The organism is Brachybacterium avium (genome assembly GCF_002216795.1).
Taxonomy (GTDB): Bacteria; Actinomycetota; Actinomycetes; order Actinomycetales; family Dermabacteraceae; genus Brachybacterium; species Brachybacterium avium.
The window spans coordinates 1,567,878-1,586,197 of the sequence record NZ_CP022316.1 but is presented as its reverse complement, the minus strand read 5'-3'; the positions used below and the strand labels follow the sequence as shown (position 1 = coordinate 1,586,197).

Genomic DNA, 18,320 nt, shown 5'->3' with positions numbered 1-18,320 from the left:
TTCGGCCGACGCCCCGTCGGCACCGTCCACGGCGAAGCAGCCGGCGGTGCCGCCCGGAGCTCGGGAGGACACCACTGCTGCACGCAGCAGACGGCGATTTCGACGAGGAGAAGCCCATGCACAACCGGAGAACCTTCATGCTGGGAGCGACGGCCGCCGCGGCCGCGCTCGGACTGGCCGCCTGCGGCGGCGAGGGCGCCGGATCCGGCGGCCCGGACACGGACGCCGCTCCCAGCGAGCAGACGGTCGGTGTCGCGATGCCGACCCAGACCTACGAGCGCTGGGTCGCCGACGGCAACAACATCAAGCAGGGCCTGGAGGACAAGGGCTTCACTGTCGACATGCAGTACGCCGGTGACGACATCCCCACCCAGCAGCAGCAGATCGACCAGATGATCAACTCGGGCGTGAGCGCCCTGCTCATCGCCTCGATCGACGGTGCCTCGCTCTCCTCCCAGCTCGATGCCGCCGAAGCGGCGGGCATCCCCGTCATCGCCTACGACCGCCTGCTCACGGACAACGCGAACGTCGACTTCTACGTCACCTTCGACAATTACAAGGTGGGTGTGAACCAGGCCAATGCCCTGATGTTCGGCCTGGGTCTGCTCGACGAGAGCTTCGAGCCGGCGGAGGATGCCCCCGAGGGTCCGCTGAACGTGGAGCTGTTCGCCGGCTCGCTCGACGACAACAACGCCCACCTGTTCTGGCAGGGCGCGATCGACACCCTCCAGCCCTACTTCGACGACGGCACGCTCGAGGTGCCCTCCGGCCAGATGGACATCGACCAGGCCGCCACCCAGCGCTGGGAGCAGGAGACGGCGCAGAAGCGCATGGAGACCCTGCTGACCACGCACTACAACAGCGGCGAGGAGCTCGCCGGCGTGCTGGCCCCGGCCGATCCGCTCTCGCGCGGCATCATCAACGCCCTGCAGAACCGGGGCATGGGGCCGACCATCGAGGAGGGCCTGCCGATCGTCACCGGGCAGGACGCCGAGATCGCCTCGATCAAGCTGATCGCCGACGGCGTCCAGTCCTCGACCATCTTCAAGGACACCCGCAACCTCGCTGACCAGGCGATCGTCGCCGCGGAGTCGATCCTGAACGGCGAGGAGCCCGAGGCCAACGACACCGAGACCTACGACAACGGCGTGACCGTCGTGCCCTCGTACCTGCTCGAGGTCCAGATGGTGCTGCAGGACAACTACGAGGAGATCCTGGTCGACTCGGGCTACTACACCCCGGAGCAGGTCGAGTCCGGCCAGCTCTGAGCAGGCCGTCCCCGCAGAATCCCGGTGGGGTCCCGGCGCGCGCTCGTCGCGCCGGGGCCCCCAGCCCGAAGGAGGGCCCCATGACCGATCACATCCTCGAGATGCGGTCCATCACCAAGAGATTCCCCGGCGTGGTCGCGCTCAAGGACGTGTCCCTGACGGTCGACGAACACGAGATCCACGCGATCTGCGGAGAGAACGGCGCGGGCAAGTCGACGCTCATGAAGGTGCTCTCGGGCGTGGAGCCGGCTGGCAGCTACGAGGGCGAGATCCACTACCGCGGCCGCCCCGTGACGTTCGCGGACATCAACGATTCCGAGGCCGAGGGCATCGTGATCATCCACCAGGAGCTCGCCCTGGTGCCCCACCTGTCGATCGCCGAGAACATCTTCCTGGGCAACGAACGGGCCCACGGGCCCGTCATCAGCTGGCACGAGACCAACGCCCGAGCCGCCGAGCTGCTCGCCCGCGTGGGTCTGAAGGAGAAGCCGGTCACGCCCGTCGGCCAGCTGGGCGTGGGCAAGCAGCAGCTGGTCGAGATCGCCAAGGCGCTCTCGAAGAATGTCAGCCTGCTGATCCTCGACGAGCCCACCGCGGCGCTGAACGACAACGACTCCGCGCATCTGCTCTCCCTCATCCGCGGCCTGCGGGACGAGGGTGTCACCAGCATCATCATCTCCCACAAGCTGGGTGAGATCGCGGCGGTCGCCGATGCCACCACCGTCATCCGCGACGGCTCGACCATCGAGACGATCGACATGCGCGTCGAGGAGGATCGCCGGCACACGCTGATCCCCCGCATCATCAAGGGCATGGTGGGCCGGGACATGGAGAGCCTCTATCCCGAGCGCACCGCCGAGATCGGCGAGGAGGTCTTCCGGATCGAGGACTGGCACGTCGGCCACCCCACCCAGGCCGGCCGCACCGTCGTGGACGGGGCCTCGCTGAACGTGCGGGCCGGCGAGGTGGTGGGCATCGCCGGGCTGATGGGCGCGGGCCGCACCGAGCTCGCGATGAGCGTGTTCGGCCAGTCCTACGGCCGCGACATCTCCGGCACCGCCTACGTGCACGGCCGTCCGGTGCGGATGCGCACCGTCTCCGAGGCGATCGATGCGGGCATCGCCTACGTCTCCGAGGACCGCAAGCAGTACGGGCTGAACCTGATCCAGGATCTGCGCACCAACGTCACCGCCGCCGCGCTGAAGAAGATCACCAGCGGCGGCTGGATCAACGGCAACGAGGAGATCGCGGTTGCGGAGAAGTACCGGTCCTCGCTGAACATCAAGACGCCGACGGTGATGGCGACGGTCGGGAAGCTCTCCGGCGGCAATCAGCAGAAGGTGGTGCTCAGCAAGTGGCTGTACACCGAGCCGGAGCTGCTGATCCTCGATGAGCCGACCCGCGGCGTCGACGTCGGCGCGAAGTACGAGATCTACTCGATCATCAACGAGCTCGCCGAGGCGGGCAAGGCCATCATCGTCATCTCCTCCGAGCTGCCGGAGGTGATGGGCGTGGCCGATCGCATCTACACACTGTCCGCGGGTCGGATCACCGGCGAGGTCATCACCCAGGACGCCACCCAGGAGCACCTCATGGAGCTCATGACCATGGAGAGGGAGTGAGCGCGCCTCATGGCCGGAACTTCTGACATCAAAGAGCTGCTCACGCGCAACCTGCGCCAGAGCGGCATCTACATCGCCTTCGTGTTCATCATCGTGCTGTTCGCGATCCTCACCGATGGCGCCCTCCTCAGCCCGGGCAACCTCACCAACCTGGTGCTGCAGTACTCCTACATCCTGATCCTCGCGATCGGCATGGTGCTGATCATCGTGGCCGGGCACATCGACCTCTCGGTGGGTTCGGTGGTCGCCCTGACCGGCGCCGTCGCGGGGGTGGTGATCATCGGCCACGGCCTGCCCTGGTGGGTGGGGGTGCTGGCCGCCCTCGGCACCGGTGTGCTGGTGGGACTGTGGCAGGGCTTCTGGGTCGCGTATGTGGGGATCCCCGCCTTCATCGTCACCCTGGCCGGGATGCTCATCTTCCGCGGCCTGGCCATGCAGGTCCTGGGCAGCGTCTCGCTCTCGCCCTTCCCGCAGCAGTACCAGTACATCTCCGGCGGCTTCCTCAACGGCCTGCTGGGCGGCAACGGCTACGACGCCTTCACCCTGATCCTCGCCGCAGCGCTGATCGTGGTCTTCGCGGTCCAGCAGTACCGCGGGCGCCTGGCGAAGCTGAAGTACAAGCAGCCCGTCGAGGCCCTGTACCTGTTCTGCCTGAAGGTCGCGCTCATCGGCGCCGTGGTGATGGCCTTCGCCTGGCAGCTGGCGCATTCCCGCGGCCTGCCCGTGGTGCTGATCCTGCTGGCCGCGCTGGTGCTCATCTACGGCTTCGTCAGCCAGCGCACGATCTTCGGCCGCCACATCTACGCCATGGGCGGCAACCTCCAGGCCGCGCAGCTCTCCGGGGTGAAGACCCGCCGGGTGAACATGTGGCTGTTCGTGAACATGGGTCTGCTCTCGGCGATCGCGGGCATCGTCTACTCGGCGCGGTCCAACAGCGCCCAGCCGGGTGCGGGAAACATGTTCGAGCTGGACGCGATCGCCGCCGCCTTCATCGGCGGCGCGGCGGTCACCGGCGGCGTGGGCAAGGTCCAGGGCGCGATCATCGGCGGCCTGATCATGGCGGTGATGTCCAACGGGATGTCGATCATGGGCATCTCCCAGCCCACCCAGTCCGTGGTGCGCGGTGTGGTGCTGCTGGTCGCCGTGGCCTTCGACGTCTGGAACAAGAAGCGCTCGCAGTCCGGCGCCTGAGCCGGCGCGGCCGCTCGGCCGCTGGCTCCGCGCTCATCCCGGGCACCCTCCGCACGAGGGGCCCGGGATGTTGTGTTGCCCAGTTGATGCGCAGGTCAGCGCGGGTCTGACCCTCCGCGCAGATTGGTGTGCCGGAAGCATTGCGCTCATCTTTGCAACGATGTAATCTCGGAGTGTGAGGCAGCGCACTCCTGCGGTGACCGCCAGCCGGACAGGTGCGGCTCATCGCAGATCCGCCTCGACGGGCCGCGCGCACCGCAGCGCACGGAGCCGTGAACCGCCCTGGTCCAGCTCGAGCCGCCACCACCCCGGCCGGCCCGGCAGTCCGATCCCGATGGAGTGATGAGATGAGCAATCGTCCACCCCGCTCAGCCCCGGCCCACCCCGCGGAGAACGCGCGGATCAGCCGACGACGGCTGCTGGGCGCCGGAGCACTGGCCGCCGCAGCGATGCCGCTGGCCGGATGCTCCTCCCCGCTCGGAGCCGGATTCCTCGGCGCCGAGCTGAACCCCGAGACGCTGATCTACTGGAACCTGTTCGGCGGTGGGGACGGCGTGCGCATGCAGGACATGGAGCAGGGCTACCGCGACCTCCACGGTCAGGACTCCCTGCAGGCCACCACCCTCACCTGGGGCAACCCGTACTACTCGAAACTGACTCTGGCGACCGTCGGCAATCAGCCGCCGGATGTCGCCGTCGCCCACCTCACCCGTGCGAAGCCGCTGTGGAACGGCGGGCTGCTGGAAGCGATCACCGCGGAGGACCTCGCCGGCGTCGGCCTGAGCACCGAGGACTTCAACGCCCAGGCCTGGGCCACCCAGCGCACCGATGACCAGAACATCGCCATCCCGCTGGACACCCACCCGTTCACCCTGTTCTACAACAAGGACGTATGCGAGAAGGCCGGACTGCTGGACAGCGACGGGCTGCTCCTGGACCTCACCGGCATGGACGCCTTCGAAGCGGCCCTGAAGGAACTCAGCGCGGTCACCGGCGGCACCGCGATCACCGTCGCGAACGTGGCCGAGACCGCCACCCCCTGGCGATTCTTCTGGACGCTGTACAACCAGCTCGACGGCGCCACCCCCTTCCTCTCCGACGACGGCGCGACCATCAGCGTGGACGAGGAGCTGTTCGTCGAGGTGACGACGAAGATCCAGGAATGGGTGGAACAGGGATGGCTCAACAGCGCCCTGGACTATGCCACCTCCCAGACGCAGATGTTCACCGGGAAGGCCGGCTTCTACCTGCAGGGCGAGTGGGAGATCGCCACCGCCCAGTCGATCGAGGGGCTCGACTTCGGGATGGCCCCGATCCCGCAGCTGTTCGACAAGCCGGCCGTCCAGGCCGACTCCCACACCTTCATCCTGCCGCGCAAGGACCGCTCCCCGGCACAGCGCAGGCAGGCGATGGGATTCATCAAGGCGATGCTCGACCAGAGCATGACCTGGGCCGAGGGCGGTCACATCCCGGCCTACCTGCCGACCGCCGAGAGCGAGGAGTACCTCGCCCTGGAGCCGCAGCGCTACTACGCCGGCTCCGCCGACTACGCGGTCTACGACGACCCGGCCTGGTACGGCGGGTCCGGCTCGACCTTCGAGGCCACGGTCGGCGCCCAGCTCGGACTCGTCCAGCAGGGAGCGCTCACCCCGGAGCAGGCGCTGGCCGCGATCCGCAGCCAGCTCGCGATCTATACCTCGACCCCCAGCCCGCTCTGACCCGGAAGGCAGACCTCATGACCACGATGTCTCCCACCGCACCCCCGGCCCCCGGGGCGCGGGTCGCGCGACCCCCGAAGGGTGGCAAGGTCCAGCGCCGCACCCCACAGGCCTGGCTGTTCCTCGCACCCTTCGCCGTGATCTACCTGGCCTTCATGGTCGGCCCCATGATCTGGATGGTCGTCGCGAGCTTCTTCAACACCTCGACCGTCCACTCCGGGCTCGGATCCTTCGCGGGCCTGGACAACTACCTGGAGATGTTCCGCCGCGACGACTTCTGGTCCTCGCTGTGGCACACCCTCCAGTTCACGCTCTACACGGTGCCGCCCCTGGTGGTGCTCTCCTTCGTGCTGGCGGTGCTCACCAACCGCATGGCGCGCGGCCAGTGGTTCTTCCGCCTGGCGTTCTTCCTGCCGTTCATCCTGCCCTCGGCGACGATCTCCCTGATCTGGGTCTTCATCTTCACCCCGTCCAACGGGCTGTGGTCCCTGCCCTCGACGCTGCTGGGCCTGGACCCCGGCTCCGGCATCCTGTCCGATCCGGGCACCGCGATGATCGGCATCGCCATCGCGACGGTCTGGTGGACCATCGGATTCAACTTCGTGCTCTACCTGGCGGGCCTGCAGGAGATCCCGCGCGAGCTGTACGAGGCCGCCGCGGTCGACGGGGCCTCGCCCTGGCAGCAGATCCGCCGGCTCACCGTCCCGCTGCTGAACCGGACCACCGGCCTGGTGATCCTCCTGCAGATCATCGCCAGCCTGAAGATCTTCGACCAGGTGTACCTGATGACCTCGGGTGGACCGGGCATCTCGACGCAGGTCTCCCTCGGCCTGATCACCAACACGGCATTCACGGACAACCGGGTCGGAGCGGCATCCGCCGCCTCGGTGCTGCTGTTCCTGATCATCCTGGTGATCGCCATCCTCCAGCAGATCCTCAGCCGTCTCGGCACCAAGCGTGAGGAGGCCTCCTGACATGGCCACGATCGAGACCCGACCCACCGCTCGCGCCGGCCTCTCCGGCGCCGCCCCGGCCCCGCGCATGAAGGCCAGCGGCCAGACCTTCACCAGGGTCAGCGGCATCTTCCTGATCATCGCTGCGATCATCTGGCTGATCCCCAGCCTGTTCGCGATCAAGACCTCGCTGACCGACAACGGCGTGGCCGCCCTGGGCGCCCAGGAGATCCTCACTGATCTCAGCCCAACGATGCAGTCCTATGTCGGGCTGCTGCAGCAGGGGGACATCTGGAACTGGTACCTCTCCAGTTTCCTGACCTCGGTGATCACCGCCGGGCTGACGCTGCTGTTCGCGTCCATGGCCGCCTTCGCCCTCTCGCGCCTGCAGTTCCGGGGGCGCGCCCTGATCTACCTGCTGATCATCATGGGCCTGATGATCCCGAGTCAGGTGCTGATCGTGCCGCTGTTCCAGGAGCTGCGCGTGATGCAGCTGCTGAACACCTACTGGGCCGTGATACTCCCGCAGGTCCCCTCGGTCATCGCCGTGTTCATCTTCAAGCAGTTCTTCGACGGAATCCCCAAGGAGCTCGAGGAGGCCGCCCGCGTCGACGGCGCCGGCCTGTGGCGCATCTACTGGAGAGTGATCATGCCGCTGTCACGCCCGGTGATCGCAGCCGTGGCGATCCTGACCTTCGTGTGGACCTGGAACAACCTGCTGCTGCCGCTGTTCGTGCTGTCCAACCCGAACCTGATGACCATCCCGGTGGGCCTGGCGACGGTCCAGGGCAGCTTCGGACTGCGCTACGCCGACATCCAGGCCGGCGCACTCCTCGCCGCGCTCCCGCTGGTCGTGCTGTACATGTTCTTCCAGCGCCAGATCGTCGAGGGCGTGACCGGCTCGGGCCTGAAGGGCTGAGCACCGCCACCCCGCGGCGAGCACGGGCGGCCGGCGCCCGGTGCCGGATGATGCGCGCCGTGCCCGGAACGCTAGAGATCGGGCGAAGGGAGTGGCGCATACGGTGCGGGGCTCGATCGGCAGGGCCGGTCAGCGCCGGTAGCGGAGGATCCGATATCGCAGGCCGGTGCGCGAGCCGCACCAGGCGGGATCCGGGTCCTCGGGAGAGAAGCCGTCGGGGATGGCGGGGGCCGTGGTGTCCCCCTCGACCGCGAGGTCGATCTCCGTGACCACCAGCAGATCCGCCCGGTCCATCGCCTCCCGGTACACGCGGCCGCCGCCGACCACCCAGATCATCGCGTCGCGGGCGGGCCTATCGGCCGGGCCGGCCCCGGCGTCGCCGGCAGGCCCACCGGCCGGGCTGTCGTCGGCGCCGACCGCGGGTCCGTCAGGCAGGCGGTGCGCGGCGGCGGTGAGTGCTGCGCGGGCCAGTCCCAGGGCGTCCTCCAGGTCACGGGCCCGCACCGCTCCGTCGGCCGCGAAGGCGTCGTCACGGGTGATGACGACGTTGGTGCGCCCGGGCAGCGGTCGGAACTTCGGCGGGAAGGACTCCCAGGTGCGCCGACCCATCACCACGGGGGAGCCCGTCGTGGTGCGGGAGAAGTGCCTGAGGTCCTCGGGCAGGCGCCAGGGCATCGTGCCGTCGGCGCCGATCACGCCTCCGCGGGCCTGGGCCCAGATCAGGCCGATCCGCGGCGTCGAGGACGCTGCCGGTGTGGATGCCGCAGGTGTGGATGCAAGCGGGGTGGGTGCTGCGGGAGCGGTGCCGTCGGTGCCGCTCATATCGCGACCGGGGCCTTGATGCCCTGGTGGTGCTGGTAGCCCGTGATCTCGATGTCCTCGAGCTCGTAGCCGAGGATCGAGTCCGGGCGGCGGTTCAGCGACAGCGTGGGGTAGGGGAAGGGGTCGCGTGAGAGCTGCCGGGTGACCTGCTCGACGTGGTTGTCGTAGATGTGGCAGTCCCCGCCGGTCCACACGAAGTCCCCGACCTCGAGATCGGTCTGCTGGGCGACCAGATGGGTCAGCAGTGCGTAGCTGGCGATGTTGAAGGGCACCCCGAGGAAGAGATCGGCGCTGCGCTGGTAGAGCTGGCAGGAGAGCTTCCCGTCATGCACCTCGAACTGGAACAGGGCATGGCAGGGGGCCAGCGCCATGACGGGGATGTCCGCCGGGTTCCAGGCCGAGACGATCAGCCGGCGCGAATCCGGGTTCGTGCGGATCTGCTCGACGACGTCCGTGATCTGGTCGATCACGCCGCCATCGGGGTGGGCCAGGAGCGCCATTGCGCGCCGTAGATCGGGCCGAGCTCGCCGTCCGCGTCGGCCCACTCGTCCCAGATACTCACGCCCCGCTCCTGCAACCAGCGCGCATTGGTGTCCCCGCGCAGGAACCACAGCAGCTCGAGGATGATCGAGCGGGTGTGCACCCGCTTGGTGGTGATCAGCGGGAAGCCCTGGGAGAGGTCGTAGCGCAGCTGCGCGCCGAACAGGCTGCGGGTGCCGGTCCCGGTGCGGTCGCCCTTGGCGTGGCCGGTCTCCAGGACCTGGCGCAGGAGGTCCTCGTAGGGGGTGGGGATGCTCATCGCGTCATCCTTCCTCGGTGGCGGTGGCGGTGGCGGTGGCGGTGGCGGTGGCGGTGGCGGACGCGAGGGAGGCGGCACCGGTGGATTCGCGCACGACCACCCGATACGGGACCTCCTGCACGCGGGGCGGCCCGTCGTAGCCCTGGATCCGCTCGCTGAGCAGGTCCAGCGCGGTGCGGGCGATCGCCGCTTTGTCCGGGGCGATGGTGCTCAGCGGCGGCGAGGCGAAGGGTGCGTCGGGGGTGTCGTCGTAGCCGATCACGGCGACGTCCTCGGGCACCCGCCGATCGCGGCGACGCAGCGCCGCGAGCACGCCGATGGCCAGGTCGTCATTGCCGCAGACGATGCCGTCGACCTCGGGGAAGCGGTCGAGCAGGGCGTTCGCCCCGGCGAAGCCGTCCGGGCGGTGCCAGTCGTCCACGGACTGCACGGTGCGGTCGTCGGCTCGCAGTCCGTGCTCGTGCAGTGCGGCGAGGAAGCCGTCACGGCGCAGGATGCCGGAGCTGTGCGGCTGCTGGCCCTGCGCGGAGCGGAGGGCGCCGATGAAGGCCGGTCGGCGTCGGCCGGTGGCGAGCAGATGGGAGGTCGCATCGAAGGAGGCGGCGCGGTTGTCGATCCGCACGTAGTCGCTGCCCTCGGGGAGGGTCTCGCGCAGGTGCTCGCCGATGAACACCGTCGGCTGCGTGGTGCGCTGCATCCGGGCGTACTGCTCCTCCTCGAGGAACAGCGGGTTGAAGATCACACCGTCGCCGAAGACGCGCTGGAACCCCTCGAGCACGGTGCGCTCGGCCTCTGGCCCGGCAGAGGTCGAGTGCAGCACGACCGTCTGGCCGCGGCGCTGGGCCTCGTCGATGAAGTGCTGGGAGAGGTCGGAGAAGTAGGTGAAGGCCAGTGAGGGGACGGCCAGGGTGACGATCCCGCTGGCGCCGGTGCGCAGCTGCCGGGCGGCGACCTGGGGGCGATAGCCGACGTGCAGGATCGCCTCGCGCACCTTCTCGCGGGTGGAGTCGCGGACGTGCGGATAGTCGTTGACCACGTTGGAGACCGTCTTGATCGAGACCCCTGCGATCTCGGCGACATCGCGCAGGGACGGCGGGCGCCGCGGACCGGAGGAGGAACGAGGTGGCATGGAGACGATTCTCGCATTGACCGGGGCTCGGCACGGGCGGCGTGACCGACCTCGCGCCAGTCGGCGCCGTCGATGTCGTCGGCGCTGCTGCCGGGGCTGTGCGAGCGGGCGGCTGGGGTGCGCGGATCCGGTATCGGCGCCGGGAATCGCGTTGACGTCGAGGATCCTCTGTGGAAAGCTGTTTGCAACGTTGAAGAACTGGTTGTCGCACAGCCGAGCACTCCGGTGCCCCCACCTCCGAGAAGGATCCCGACACCGATGTCATCCCAGGTCACCCTCACCCTGAACTCCGCCTTCCGCATCGCCCCGGTGCGCCGTCGCACCTTCGGCGCGTTCGTCGAGCACCTCGGCCGCTGCGTCTACACCGGCATCTTCGAACCGGACCACCCCGAGGCCGACGCCGACGGCTTCCGCACCGACGTCCTGGCCCTGACCCGCGAGCTCGGCGTCAGCTCCGTGCGCTACCCCGGCGGCAACTTCGTCTCCGGCTACCGCTGGGAGGACGGCGTCGGCCCGGTGGAGGAGCGGCCAGTGCGCCACGACCTGGCCTGGCACTCCTCGGATCCGAACACCGTGGGCCTGGACGAGTTCATGGCCTGGGCGAAGAAAGCCGAGGTCGAACCGATGTACGCCGTGAACCTCGGCACCCGCGGGGTGCAGGAGGCGCTGGACGTGCTCGAGTACGCCAACGCCCCGGCCGGCACCTGCCTCTCCGACCAGCGCGTGGCCAACACCGGCTCCGAGGAGTCCCACGACATCCGGATGTGGTGCCTGGGCAACGAGATGGACGGCCCCTGGCAGATCGGGCACAAGAACGCCGAGGAGTACGCACGGGTGGCGACCGAGACCGCCCGCGCGATGCGGATGGAGGACCCGGACCTCGAGCTGATCGTGTGCGGCTCCTCGAACTCCCAGATGCCCACCTTCGGGGCCTGGGAGAACACTGTGCTCACCGAGGCGTACGACCACGTCGACATGGTCTCCGCCCACGTCTACTACTCGGAGAAGGACGGCGACCAGGCCTCCTTCCTCGCCTCCGCCGACGACATGGACCACTTCATCGACTCCGTCGTCGCCACCGCCGACCACGTGCGCGCCAAGCTCAAGCGCGACAAGCGCATCATGATCAGCTTCGACGAATGGAACGTCTGGTACCAGCACCGCGCCGAGTCCCGCCCGCCGAGCGGGAAGGACTGGCCCGTCGCGCCGGTGCTGCTCGAGGACATCTATTCCGCGATGGACGCGGTGGTGTTCGGCAATCTGCTGATCTCGCTGCTGCGCCACAGCGACCGGGTCGCCTCCGCCTCGCTCGCGCAGCTGGTCAACGTGATCGCGCCGATCATGACCGAGCCCGGCGGCCGCGCCTGGAAGCAGACCACCTTCCACCCCTTCGCGCTCACCTCCCGGTATGCGAAGGGTGATGTGCTGCAGGTGAACATCGAGGTCCCGAGCTTCGAGAACCAGCGCTTCGGCACCAGCGCCTCGGCCGACGCGGTCGCCACTTGGGACGAGGACTCCGGTGACCTCACCGTGTTCGTGGTGAACCGCGATGCCTCCGGTGCCCTCGACCTCGGGGTGGACCTGAGCTCGGCCGGCTTCGGCGAGCTCGTCCTGGTGGAAGCGGTCACGCTGCATCACGAGGATCCCTATGCGGCGAACTCGGCCGACGCGCCGGAGACCGTCACCCCGCAGCCGAACTCCTCGGTCGCGCTCCAGGGGGGCAGGCTCTCCGGCGAGCTGCCCGCGATCTCCTGGACCATGGTCCGCCTCGCCCGCACCGCCTGAGGTCGCCCGCCGACACCGGGCCCTCGGCCGCCTCCACCGACGGCCCGCCCGCGTGCTGGGCGACCTTGACCTGCCCGGAAGCTGCTTCTTCGCCGACCGTGGAGCCGGACCTCGGGGAGTGACGCGGCGGGTGAGGGGCGCCGCTCAGATCAGCGCCGGCTCCTCGGAGGTCTCCCGCGCCTGCGAGTCCTCGGCCGCGCTCCCGGCGGCGGGCGCTTCGGCCTGCGCCTGGTCCTCGTCCGTCTCGTCGGTCCCCGGCCGGCCGCGCTTGATGAACAGCGTGGTCGCCGCCGCGCCGAGCCCGGCGACCGCAGCGAGCAGGAAGCAGATCTTGAAGGCGGTCACGGTGGGCAGCGACTCGCCGCCCACGGTCGTGGTGACGGCTGTCAGCACGATCGCCATCACCGCGCCGGCGCTGGTGGTGCCCATCGAGCGCATCAGGGCGTTGACCCCCACCCCGGACCCGGCCTCCGAGGCCGGGGAGTTCTCCATGATCAGCGTGGGCATCGCGGCATAGGCGATCCCCACCCCGGCCGAGGAGATGCAGGAGGCGAGCATCAGCTGCCACGGCGCAGCGGACAGGAAGAACGCGACCAGGTACCCGCTGGAGAGGACGACCATGCCGGTGGCCAGCGTGGCCCGCCCGCCGAAACGGGTGAGCATCCCGCTGGAGATCGGGGTGAAGGCCAGCATCATCAGGCCGCCAGGGGCCATCCACAGGCCCGTCTGGAGCATGGTCTGGCCGAGTCCGTATCCGGTGGCGTCGGGCGCCTGCAGCAGCTGCGGGATCACGATCGCCTGCGCCATCATGCCGAAGCCCGCCATCAGGGCGGCGAGGTTGGTCAGCAGGATCGGACGACGGGCCATGGTGCGCAGATCCACCAGCGGGCTGTCCTGGCGCAGCTCGAACCAGGCCCACAGCAGCAGCGCCGCGACGCCGCCGATGATCACGCCGAGTGTGGCGGCGGAGGCCCAGCCCCAGTCGTTGCCCTTGGAGACGCCGACGAGCACCGCGACCACGCCGATGGCCATGCCGATCGCCCCGATCACGTCGAGCTTCCCGGAGCCGGCCGGGGCACGATGGGGCAGCGCGACGGCGGTGGAGACCACCATGATCACGGCGAGCGCCGAGGCCATCCAGAACAGGGCGTGCCAGTCGTAGGCCTGCGCGATCCAGGCGGCGAGCGGCAGTCCGAGCGCGCCGCCCACCCCGAGGGTGGCGCTGATGCCGGCCACCGCCGTATTGCGCAGCCGCGGCGGCATCACCTCGCGCACGAAGCTGATCGCGACCGGGATGTACCCCATCGCCAGGCCCTGCAGCACGCGGCCGACCAGGACGGGCGCCAGCGAATCCCCGAGGGCGCAGATCAGCGAGCCCGCCAGCATGAGCGCGGCCGATCCGATCAGGACGGGCTTGCACCCCTTGAGGTCGGCGAGCCTGCCGGCGACCGGCATCGCGACACCGCCGGCCAGCAGGGTGGCGGTGACCACCCAGGCCGCGTTCGAGGCCGAGGTGCCGAGCATGGAGGGCAGCTCGGGCTGGATCGGGATCACGAGCGACTGCATGAGCGAGGCGCACAGGCTGGAGAAGCCGATGACGAGCAGGATCAAGGCGGGGTGGCGGACGCTGCCCTTGGCCGGGCTCGCTGTCTGGGGGGATTCGTTCACGGGCACCTTCGGTTCGGGCATGGGCAGGGGCGAGCTATGTAATCTACATATCAAGGTTGGATGTGTAAAATGCATACCGGGCAGGGCCCGAGCATTGTGACGACATCGAAGGGACGGAGGGGAGATGGCCGAGCGCACCGGGGGCGAATGCGCCCCGGCCGAGGATGGCGCGGAGCGGGAGCCGCGGCGCGAGGTGGCACGCCTCCTCAGCCTCCTGGACCGCCACCGCCGGCTCCACCGCCAGCAGCGCGCTCTCGGGGATGCCGACCTGCGCATCCTCTGGCTCTTCGCCGACGGGCGCGCCAGGACGCTGCGGGGAATCGCCGACGCCCTCCACCTCGAGCAGTCCACGGTGAACCGTCAGGTCAACGCCGCTGTCACGGAAGCTCTCCTCGAGCGGTCCCGCGACCACGGCGGTCAGGCCTACCTCTTCCAGCGCACAGCGAAGGGGTACCGACTCTTCGAGGCGGATGTGGCCGCGAGCCTGGCCGGCTACGACGAGGCGCTGACCGCTCTCGGCGCGGTGGACGCCGCGGCATTCGTCGATCTGCTGGATCGCTTCACCGAGTCCTACCGAGCGGTGGCGGAGCGCTCGGGCGAGGAGCTGCGGCGGGAGTAGGTGGGGCCCGGACTCAGCCCGGTCCGCAGCCTCGCCCTGGCGCGCCTCCGGGGCAGGCGTCCTCAGCTGTCGCTTCGCGATGCTCGTGGCGACACCTCAGGCCGGATACCGGTGAGTAACTCGCCCGGATTCGACAATCTGAACGTGGCCAATTCGGCATGGATGCGGAAATGACGCGTGACTGACGTACGTTTGAGTGTAGGCGTCGCTGCGACCTCTGAGACGCGCGCGCCATTCGAGACTTGAGACCCTGACCCTTCGACGATGGAGAAACCCCTCATGCCCTCCCCCCGCACCAAGCTCACCGCACCCCCGCGCCTGGCCAAGAACGGCCTGCGCATCACCGCGCTCGGCGGCCTCGGCGAGGTCGGCCGCAACATGACCGTGTTCGAGCACGCCGGCAAGCTGCTGATCGTCGACTGCGGCGTGCTCTTCCCCGAGGAGCACCAGCCCGGCATCGACGTGATCCTGCCGGACTTCACGTCCATCCGGGACCGCCTGGACGACATCGAGGCGATCGTGCTCACGCACGGCCACGAGGACCACATCGGCGGTGTCCCGTACCTGCTCAAGGAGCGGGCGGACATCCCGGTCATCGGCTCCGAGCTGACACTGGCCTTCATCACCGCGAAGCTCAAGGAGCATCGCATCACCCCCAAGACCATCCAGGTCGAGGCGGGCCAGAAGCACAAGGCGGGCTCGTTCGACCTCGAATTCGTCGCGGTCAACCACTCCATCCCCGATGCGCTCGCCATCATGATCCGCACCAAGGCCGGCTCGGTGCTGCACACCGGTGACTTCAAGATGGACCAGTTTCCGCTGGACGGTCGCATCACCGACCTGCGCTCCTTCGCCCGCCTCGGCGAGGAAGGCGTGGATCTGTTCCTCACCGACTCCACGAACGCCGAGGTCCCCGGCTTCACCATGTCCGAGCGGGATCTGAACCCGGCGATCGACCAGGTGTTCACTTCCTCGCCCCGGCGGATCATCGTCTCCAGCTTCGCCAGCCACGTGCACCGCATCCAGCAGGTGCTCAACGCCGCCCACGCCAACGGCCGCAAGGTCGCGTTCGTCGGCCGCTCGATGGTGCGCAACATGGCGATCGCCCGCGATCTCGGCTACCTGAACATCCCCAAGGGTCTCGTCGTCGACTTCCGCAAGATCCAGTCGATGCCCGATCACAAGATCACCCTGATCTGCACCGGTTCGCAGGGCGAGCCGATGGCGGCGCTGGCCCGCATGTCCAACGGCGACCACCAGATCCAGGTCGGCGAGGGCGATACGGTGCTGATGGCCTCCTCGCTGATCCCCGGCAACGAGAACGCCATCTACGGGATCATCAACAAGCTCACCGATCTCGGCGCGAACATCGTCCACAAGGGCAATGCGAAGGTGCACGTCTCCGGCCACGCCAGCGCGGGCGAGCTCGTGTACTGCTACAACATCGTGCGTCCGAAGAACGTGATGCCGGTGCACGGCGAGTCCAAGCACATGCATGCCAACGCCGAGCTGGCCCGCCGCACCGGTGTGCCGGAGAAGAACATCGTCATCGCACAGGACGGCGTGACCGTCGACCTCGTGGCCGGCCAGGCGAAGATCTCCGGGAAGGTCGAGGCCGGTCTGGTGTACGTGGACGGCCAGACCATCGGCACCGCCACCGAGGACACCCTCGCCGAGCGCCGCATGCTCTCCGGCGGCGGTGTGGTCACCGTGGTCGCGCTGATCGATCCGAAGACCAATCAGCCGGTCGAGCCGCTGGAGTTCATCACCAAGGGCTTCGTGCACGATGACAAGACCTTCAAGGGCGCCGAGACCCAGGTCAACAAGGCGCTCGCCCGCGCCCGCCAGGACAAGATCGACGACATCGGCGAGCTCGAGGAGATCATCGTCGAGGCCGTCGGCAGCTACCTGCGCCGCACCTACCGTCGCGAGCCCGCCGTCATGGCCGTGGTGGTCGACGCGTGAGCGCCCGGTGAGCGCAGTCTGATCGGCGCTCGACCTTGAAGACCCCTCCCTCCCGTGCTCCCGGACGGAGGGGTCTTCGTCGTCGGGGCGGGCCGTCTCGAGCGGTCCCGCCTCGGCTCGACCGAGTGGTAGACGGGGCGTGCCCGCGTGGCGCGACGTCGTGCGCACTTGGCAGAAGCCCTGGTGGACGGGGGTGTGGGCGCGGTTCCGGGCGCCACCGTTAGTGGTGGGAGCGGTGAGGCGACGGGGTCGATGGATCGGATCGCCCACCCGGACCGGCATCGGTGTCGAACCATGGAAGGTCCATGTCCTCTCGCCGGAAAGCTCGCCCGTGCTCGCCCATCTCCCAGGAGACCCCATGCGCACCATCGAGCTGAGTGATCCTGACGGGGATGCTCTCACTGTCACGACGGACACCGAGGGCATCTGGATCACCTGTACGGCCGGGTACGCAGAGGTGACCGTCGGCCCGCTCGCCGCAGCGACTCTTCGCGACAGCCTGGCCCGCCTCGGCGACCGCGAACGCAGCATCCGGTCCTGACCGGACTCCTCTCGCGACCCCGGCCCGCCCGTGCTCCGCGTCGACAGGAACGGAGCGCGACGGGTCGCACAGCCGCCGCACCCCGGTCGCGATCGTGTCCGACCCCACGGGACGAGACCGGGACCGCCCTCCTCAGCCGCGTCCCCGGCGCGCAAGAATGGAGGTTATGGCCCCTCCCCTCGACGCATCCGCGACGGCCGCAGCATCCTCCCGCGATATATTCGCCTTCCGCGCACTGGCGGGCCTCTGGATCATCACCGGTGGCCTGGTCGCGGCGGTGACCGCTCCGCTGAGTCTCGAGCACGGTTCGTGGTCTGCCGCGTTCCAGGTGCTGGTCGGCGGCGTGCTGCAGGCGGGCCTGGGCATTGCGCAGTACGCGCTCGCCGGTCCGCGGGTGTCCCGCGGGACGCTGCTGGCCGAGATCCTCACCTGGAATCTGGGCTGTCTCGCGGTGATCGGCGGGACGGTGCTCACGGCGCCTCTGCTGGTCGATCTCGGCGGTCTGCTGCTGGTGGCCACCATGGTGCTGATGATCCGCGCCGTGGGCCGGGGCACGCAGGGGCCGGCCTGGGCGGTGTGGACCTACCGGGCGGTGCTGCTGCTGACCATGGTGAGCATCCCGATCGGCCTGGTCCTGGCACATCTCCGCGCCGGCTGACATCGCAGCACCTGCCGAGGCGCCGGTACTGCCCAGCACACCGACTCCGCATGGGACTCCAGCGCGGGCCGTCGTCCCAGCGCCGCCCGACGGCTCCGATCTGCCGTCAGCGGGGCTCCCAGCGCAGCACCGCGGCGACCAGTTCGTCGACGCCCTGCGCGCTGTCCAGGCGCAGCACCGGCACCTCGAGGGTCCCCAGCCATGCCTCGTGGGAGGCGCGGCTGCGACCGGAGAATCCCGGGTCGTCATAGCCGCGGGCCCAGCTCAGGAACTCGTCCCGGGCGTCGGTGTCGAACGACTGCCACGGATCACGGATCTGCTCGCGGGCCTCGAGCCGGCGCAGCCGTTCCCTCGGCTCCAGGCTCAGGAACACGACCGCCTCGCAGCGGGCGAGGATCTCGTCCCCCCAGCCGATCATCGACCCGGACAGCACCCAGGCCTCGCGCGGGGCGAACATCGTGTTCATCAGGGCGACCCGCTCTTCGGGCGGGCGGGGGCGGGTGTACGGGGGATCTGTGGGGATCCAGAAGTAGTCATCGGAATCGGCGTGGGGCACGGACCACCGGTCGGCCAGGGCGCGGGCGAGCGTCGTCGCACCGGAGCCGCTGGCCCCCGTGAGGTGGAGGCGGGAGCGCTGCATGGAGCTATTGTCCGCAACCGCGA

At 69.1% G+C, this 18,320-nt stretch carries 15 protein-coding genes and 1 pseudogene; 11 read left to right on the top strand and 5 right to left on the bottom strand.

Translation table 11 applies throughout. The features are described 5' to 3' along the window. Positions 1 to 116: 116 nt before the first annotated feature. From chvE to CFK39_RS07140, 6 genes are all read left to right on the top strand, one after another. The gene (chvE, locus tag CFK39_RS07165) at positions 117 to 1,268 is read left to right on the top strand and encodes a multiple monosaccharide ABC transporter substrate-binding protein (RefSeq protein WP_089064893.1); all 1,152 of its coding nucleotides are present in this window, start codon (positions 117 to 119) and stop codon (positions 1,266 to 1,268) included. 80 nt (positions 1,269 to 1,348) lie between these two features. Next, positions 1,349 to 2,890: a multiple monosaccharide ABC transporter ATP-binding protein gene (mmsA, locus tag CFK39_RS07160; RefSeq protein WP_089064892.1), complete on the top strand. Its 1,542-nt coding sequence runs from the start codon at positions 1,349 to 1,351 to the stop codon at positions 2,888 to 2,890. Between the two features lie 9 nt (positions 2,891 to 2,899). Then, a complete protein-coding gene (mmsB, locus tag CFK39_RS07155) occupies positions 2,900 to 4,081 on the top strand; it encodes a multiple monosaccharide ABC transporter permease (protein ID WP_089064891.1) in 1,182 nt (393 codons plus the stop codon). 347 nt (positions 4,082 to 4,428) lie between these two features. Next, on the top strand, positions 4,429 to 5,799 hold the full coding sequence (locus CFK39_RS07150; protein ID WP_089064890.1) for an extracellular solute-binding protein: 1,371 nt from the start codon (positions 4,429 to 4,431) through the stop codon (positions 5,797 to 5,799). A gap of 17 nt (positions 5,800 to 5,816) precedes the next feature. After that, positions 5,817 to 6,773 carry a carbohydrate ABC transporter permease gene (locus tag CFK39_RS07145; protein ID WP_089064889.1) on the top strand — a complete coding sequence of 319 codons (957 nt, stop codon included), beginning with the start codon at positions 5,817 to 5,819 and terminating at the stop codon, positions 6,771 to 6,773. Position 6,774: 1 nt separating this feature from the next. Next, the gene (locus tag CFK39_RS07140; protein ID WP_089064888.1) at positions 6,775 to 7,671 is read left to right on the top strand and encodes a carbohydrate ABC transporter permease; all 897 of its coding nucleotides are present in this window, start codon (positions 6,775 to 6,777) and stop codon (positions 7,669 to 7,671) included. 129 nt (positions 7,672 to 7,800) lie between these two features. On the opposite strand, the gene CFK39_RS07135 is transcribed toward CFK39_RS07140, so the two are convergent. The 3 genes and pseudogenes from CFK39_RS07135 to CFK39_RS07125 form a co-directional block, all read right to left on the bottom strand. Beyond that, on the bottom strand, positions 7,801 to 8,493 hold the full coding sequence (locus CFK39_RS07135; protein WP_089064887.1) for a dihydrofolate reductase: 693 nt from the start codon (positions 8,491 to 8,493) through the stop codon (positions 7,801 to 7,803). After that, a pseudogene (locus CFK39_RS07130) lies at positions 8,490 to 9,292 on the bottom strand (thymidylate synthase). The gene CFK39_RS07135 and the pseudogene CFK39_RS07130 overlap by 4 nt, the downstream one beginning before the upstream one ends. Positions 9,293 to 9,296: 4 nt before the next feature. After that, complete coding sequence (locus CFK39_RS07125; RefSeq protein ID WP_089064886.1) at positions 9,297 to 10,421, bottom strand: LacI family DNA-binding transcriptional regulator; 1,125 nt, start codon at positions 10,419 to 10,421, stop codon at positions 9,297 to 9,299. 258 nt (positions 10,422 to 10,679) lie between these two features. Between CFK39_RS07125 and arfA the strand changes: the two genes are divergently transcribed. Continuing rightward, positions 10,680 to 12,206, top strand: coding sequence for an arabinosylfuranosidase ArfA (gene arfA / locus CFK39_RS07120; RefSeq protein WP_089064885.1), 1,527 nt, complete (start codon positions 10,680 to 10,682; stop codon positions 12,204 to 12,206). Positions 12,207 to 12,350: 144 nt separating this feature from the next. On the opposite strand, the gene CFK39_RS07115 is transcribed toward arfA, so the two are convergent. Continuing rightward, positions 12,351 to 13,874 (bottom strand): MFS transporter, encoded by a 1,524-nt coding sequence (locus CFK39_RS07115; RefSeq protein WP_218192273.1) that lies wholly within the window; start codon positions 13,872 to 13,874, stop codon positions 12,351 to 12,353. Between the two features lie 124 nt (positions 13,875 to 13,998). On the opposite strand from CFK39_RS07115, the gene CFK39_RS16205 reads away from it, so the two are divergent. From CFK39_RS16205 to CFK39_RS07095, 4 genes are all read left to right on the top strand, one after another. Further along, complete coding sequence (locus CFK39_RS16205) at positions 13,999 to 14,493, top strand: MarR family transcriptional regulator (RefSeq protein ID WP_157697097.1); 495 nt, start codon at positions 13,999 to 14,001, stop codon at positions 14,491 to 14,493. A gap of 279 nt (positions 14,494 to 14,772) precedes the next feature. Then, on the top strand, positions 14,773 to 16,458 hold the full coding sequence (locus CFK39_RS07105) for a ribonuclease J (RefSeq protein ID WP_089064883.1): 1,686 nt from the start codon (positions 14,773 to 14,775) through the stop codon (positions 16,456 to 16,458). A gap of 358 nt (positions 16,459 to 16,816) precedes the next feature. Then, positions 16,817 to 16,999, top strand: coding sequence for a hypothetical protein (locus CFK39_RS07100; protein ID WP_089064882.1), 183 nt, complete (start codon positions 16,817 to 16,819; stop codon positions 16,997 to 16,999). Positions 17,000 to 17,165: 166 nt separating this feature from the next. Beyond that, positions 17,166 to 17,657: a hypothetical protein gene (locus tag CFK39_RS07095; protein WP_089064881.1), complete on the top strand. Its 492-nt coding sequence runs from the start codon at positions 17,166 to 17,168 to the stop codon at positions 17,655 to 17,657. Positions 17,658 to 17,763: 106 nt separating this feature from the next. Here the strand turns inward: CFK39_RS07095 and CFK39_RS07090 are convergent, their stop codons facing one another. Then, positions 17,764 to 18,297, bottom strand: coding sequence for a P-loop NTPase family protein (locus CFK39_RS07090; RefSeq protein ID WP_089064880.1), 534 nt, complete (start codon positions 18,295 to 18,297; stop codon positions 17,764 to 17,766). Positions 18,298 to 18,320 lie beyond the last annotated feature (23 nt).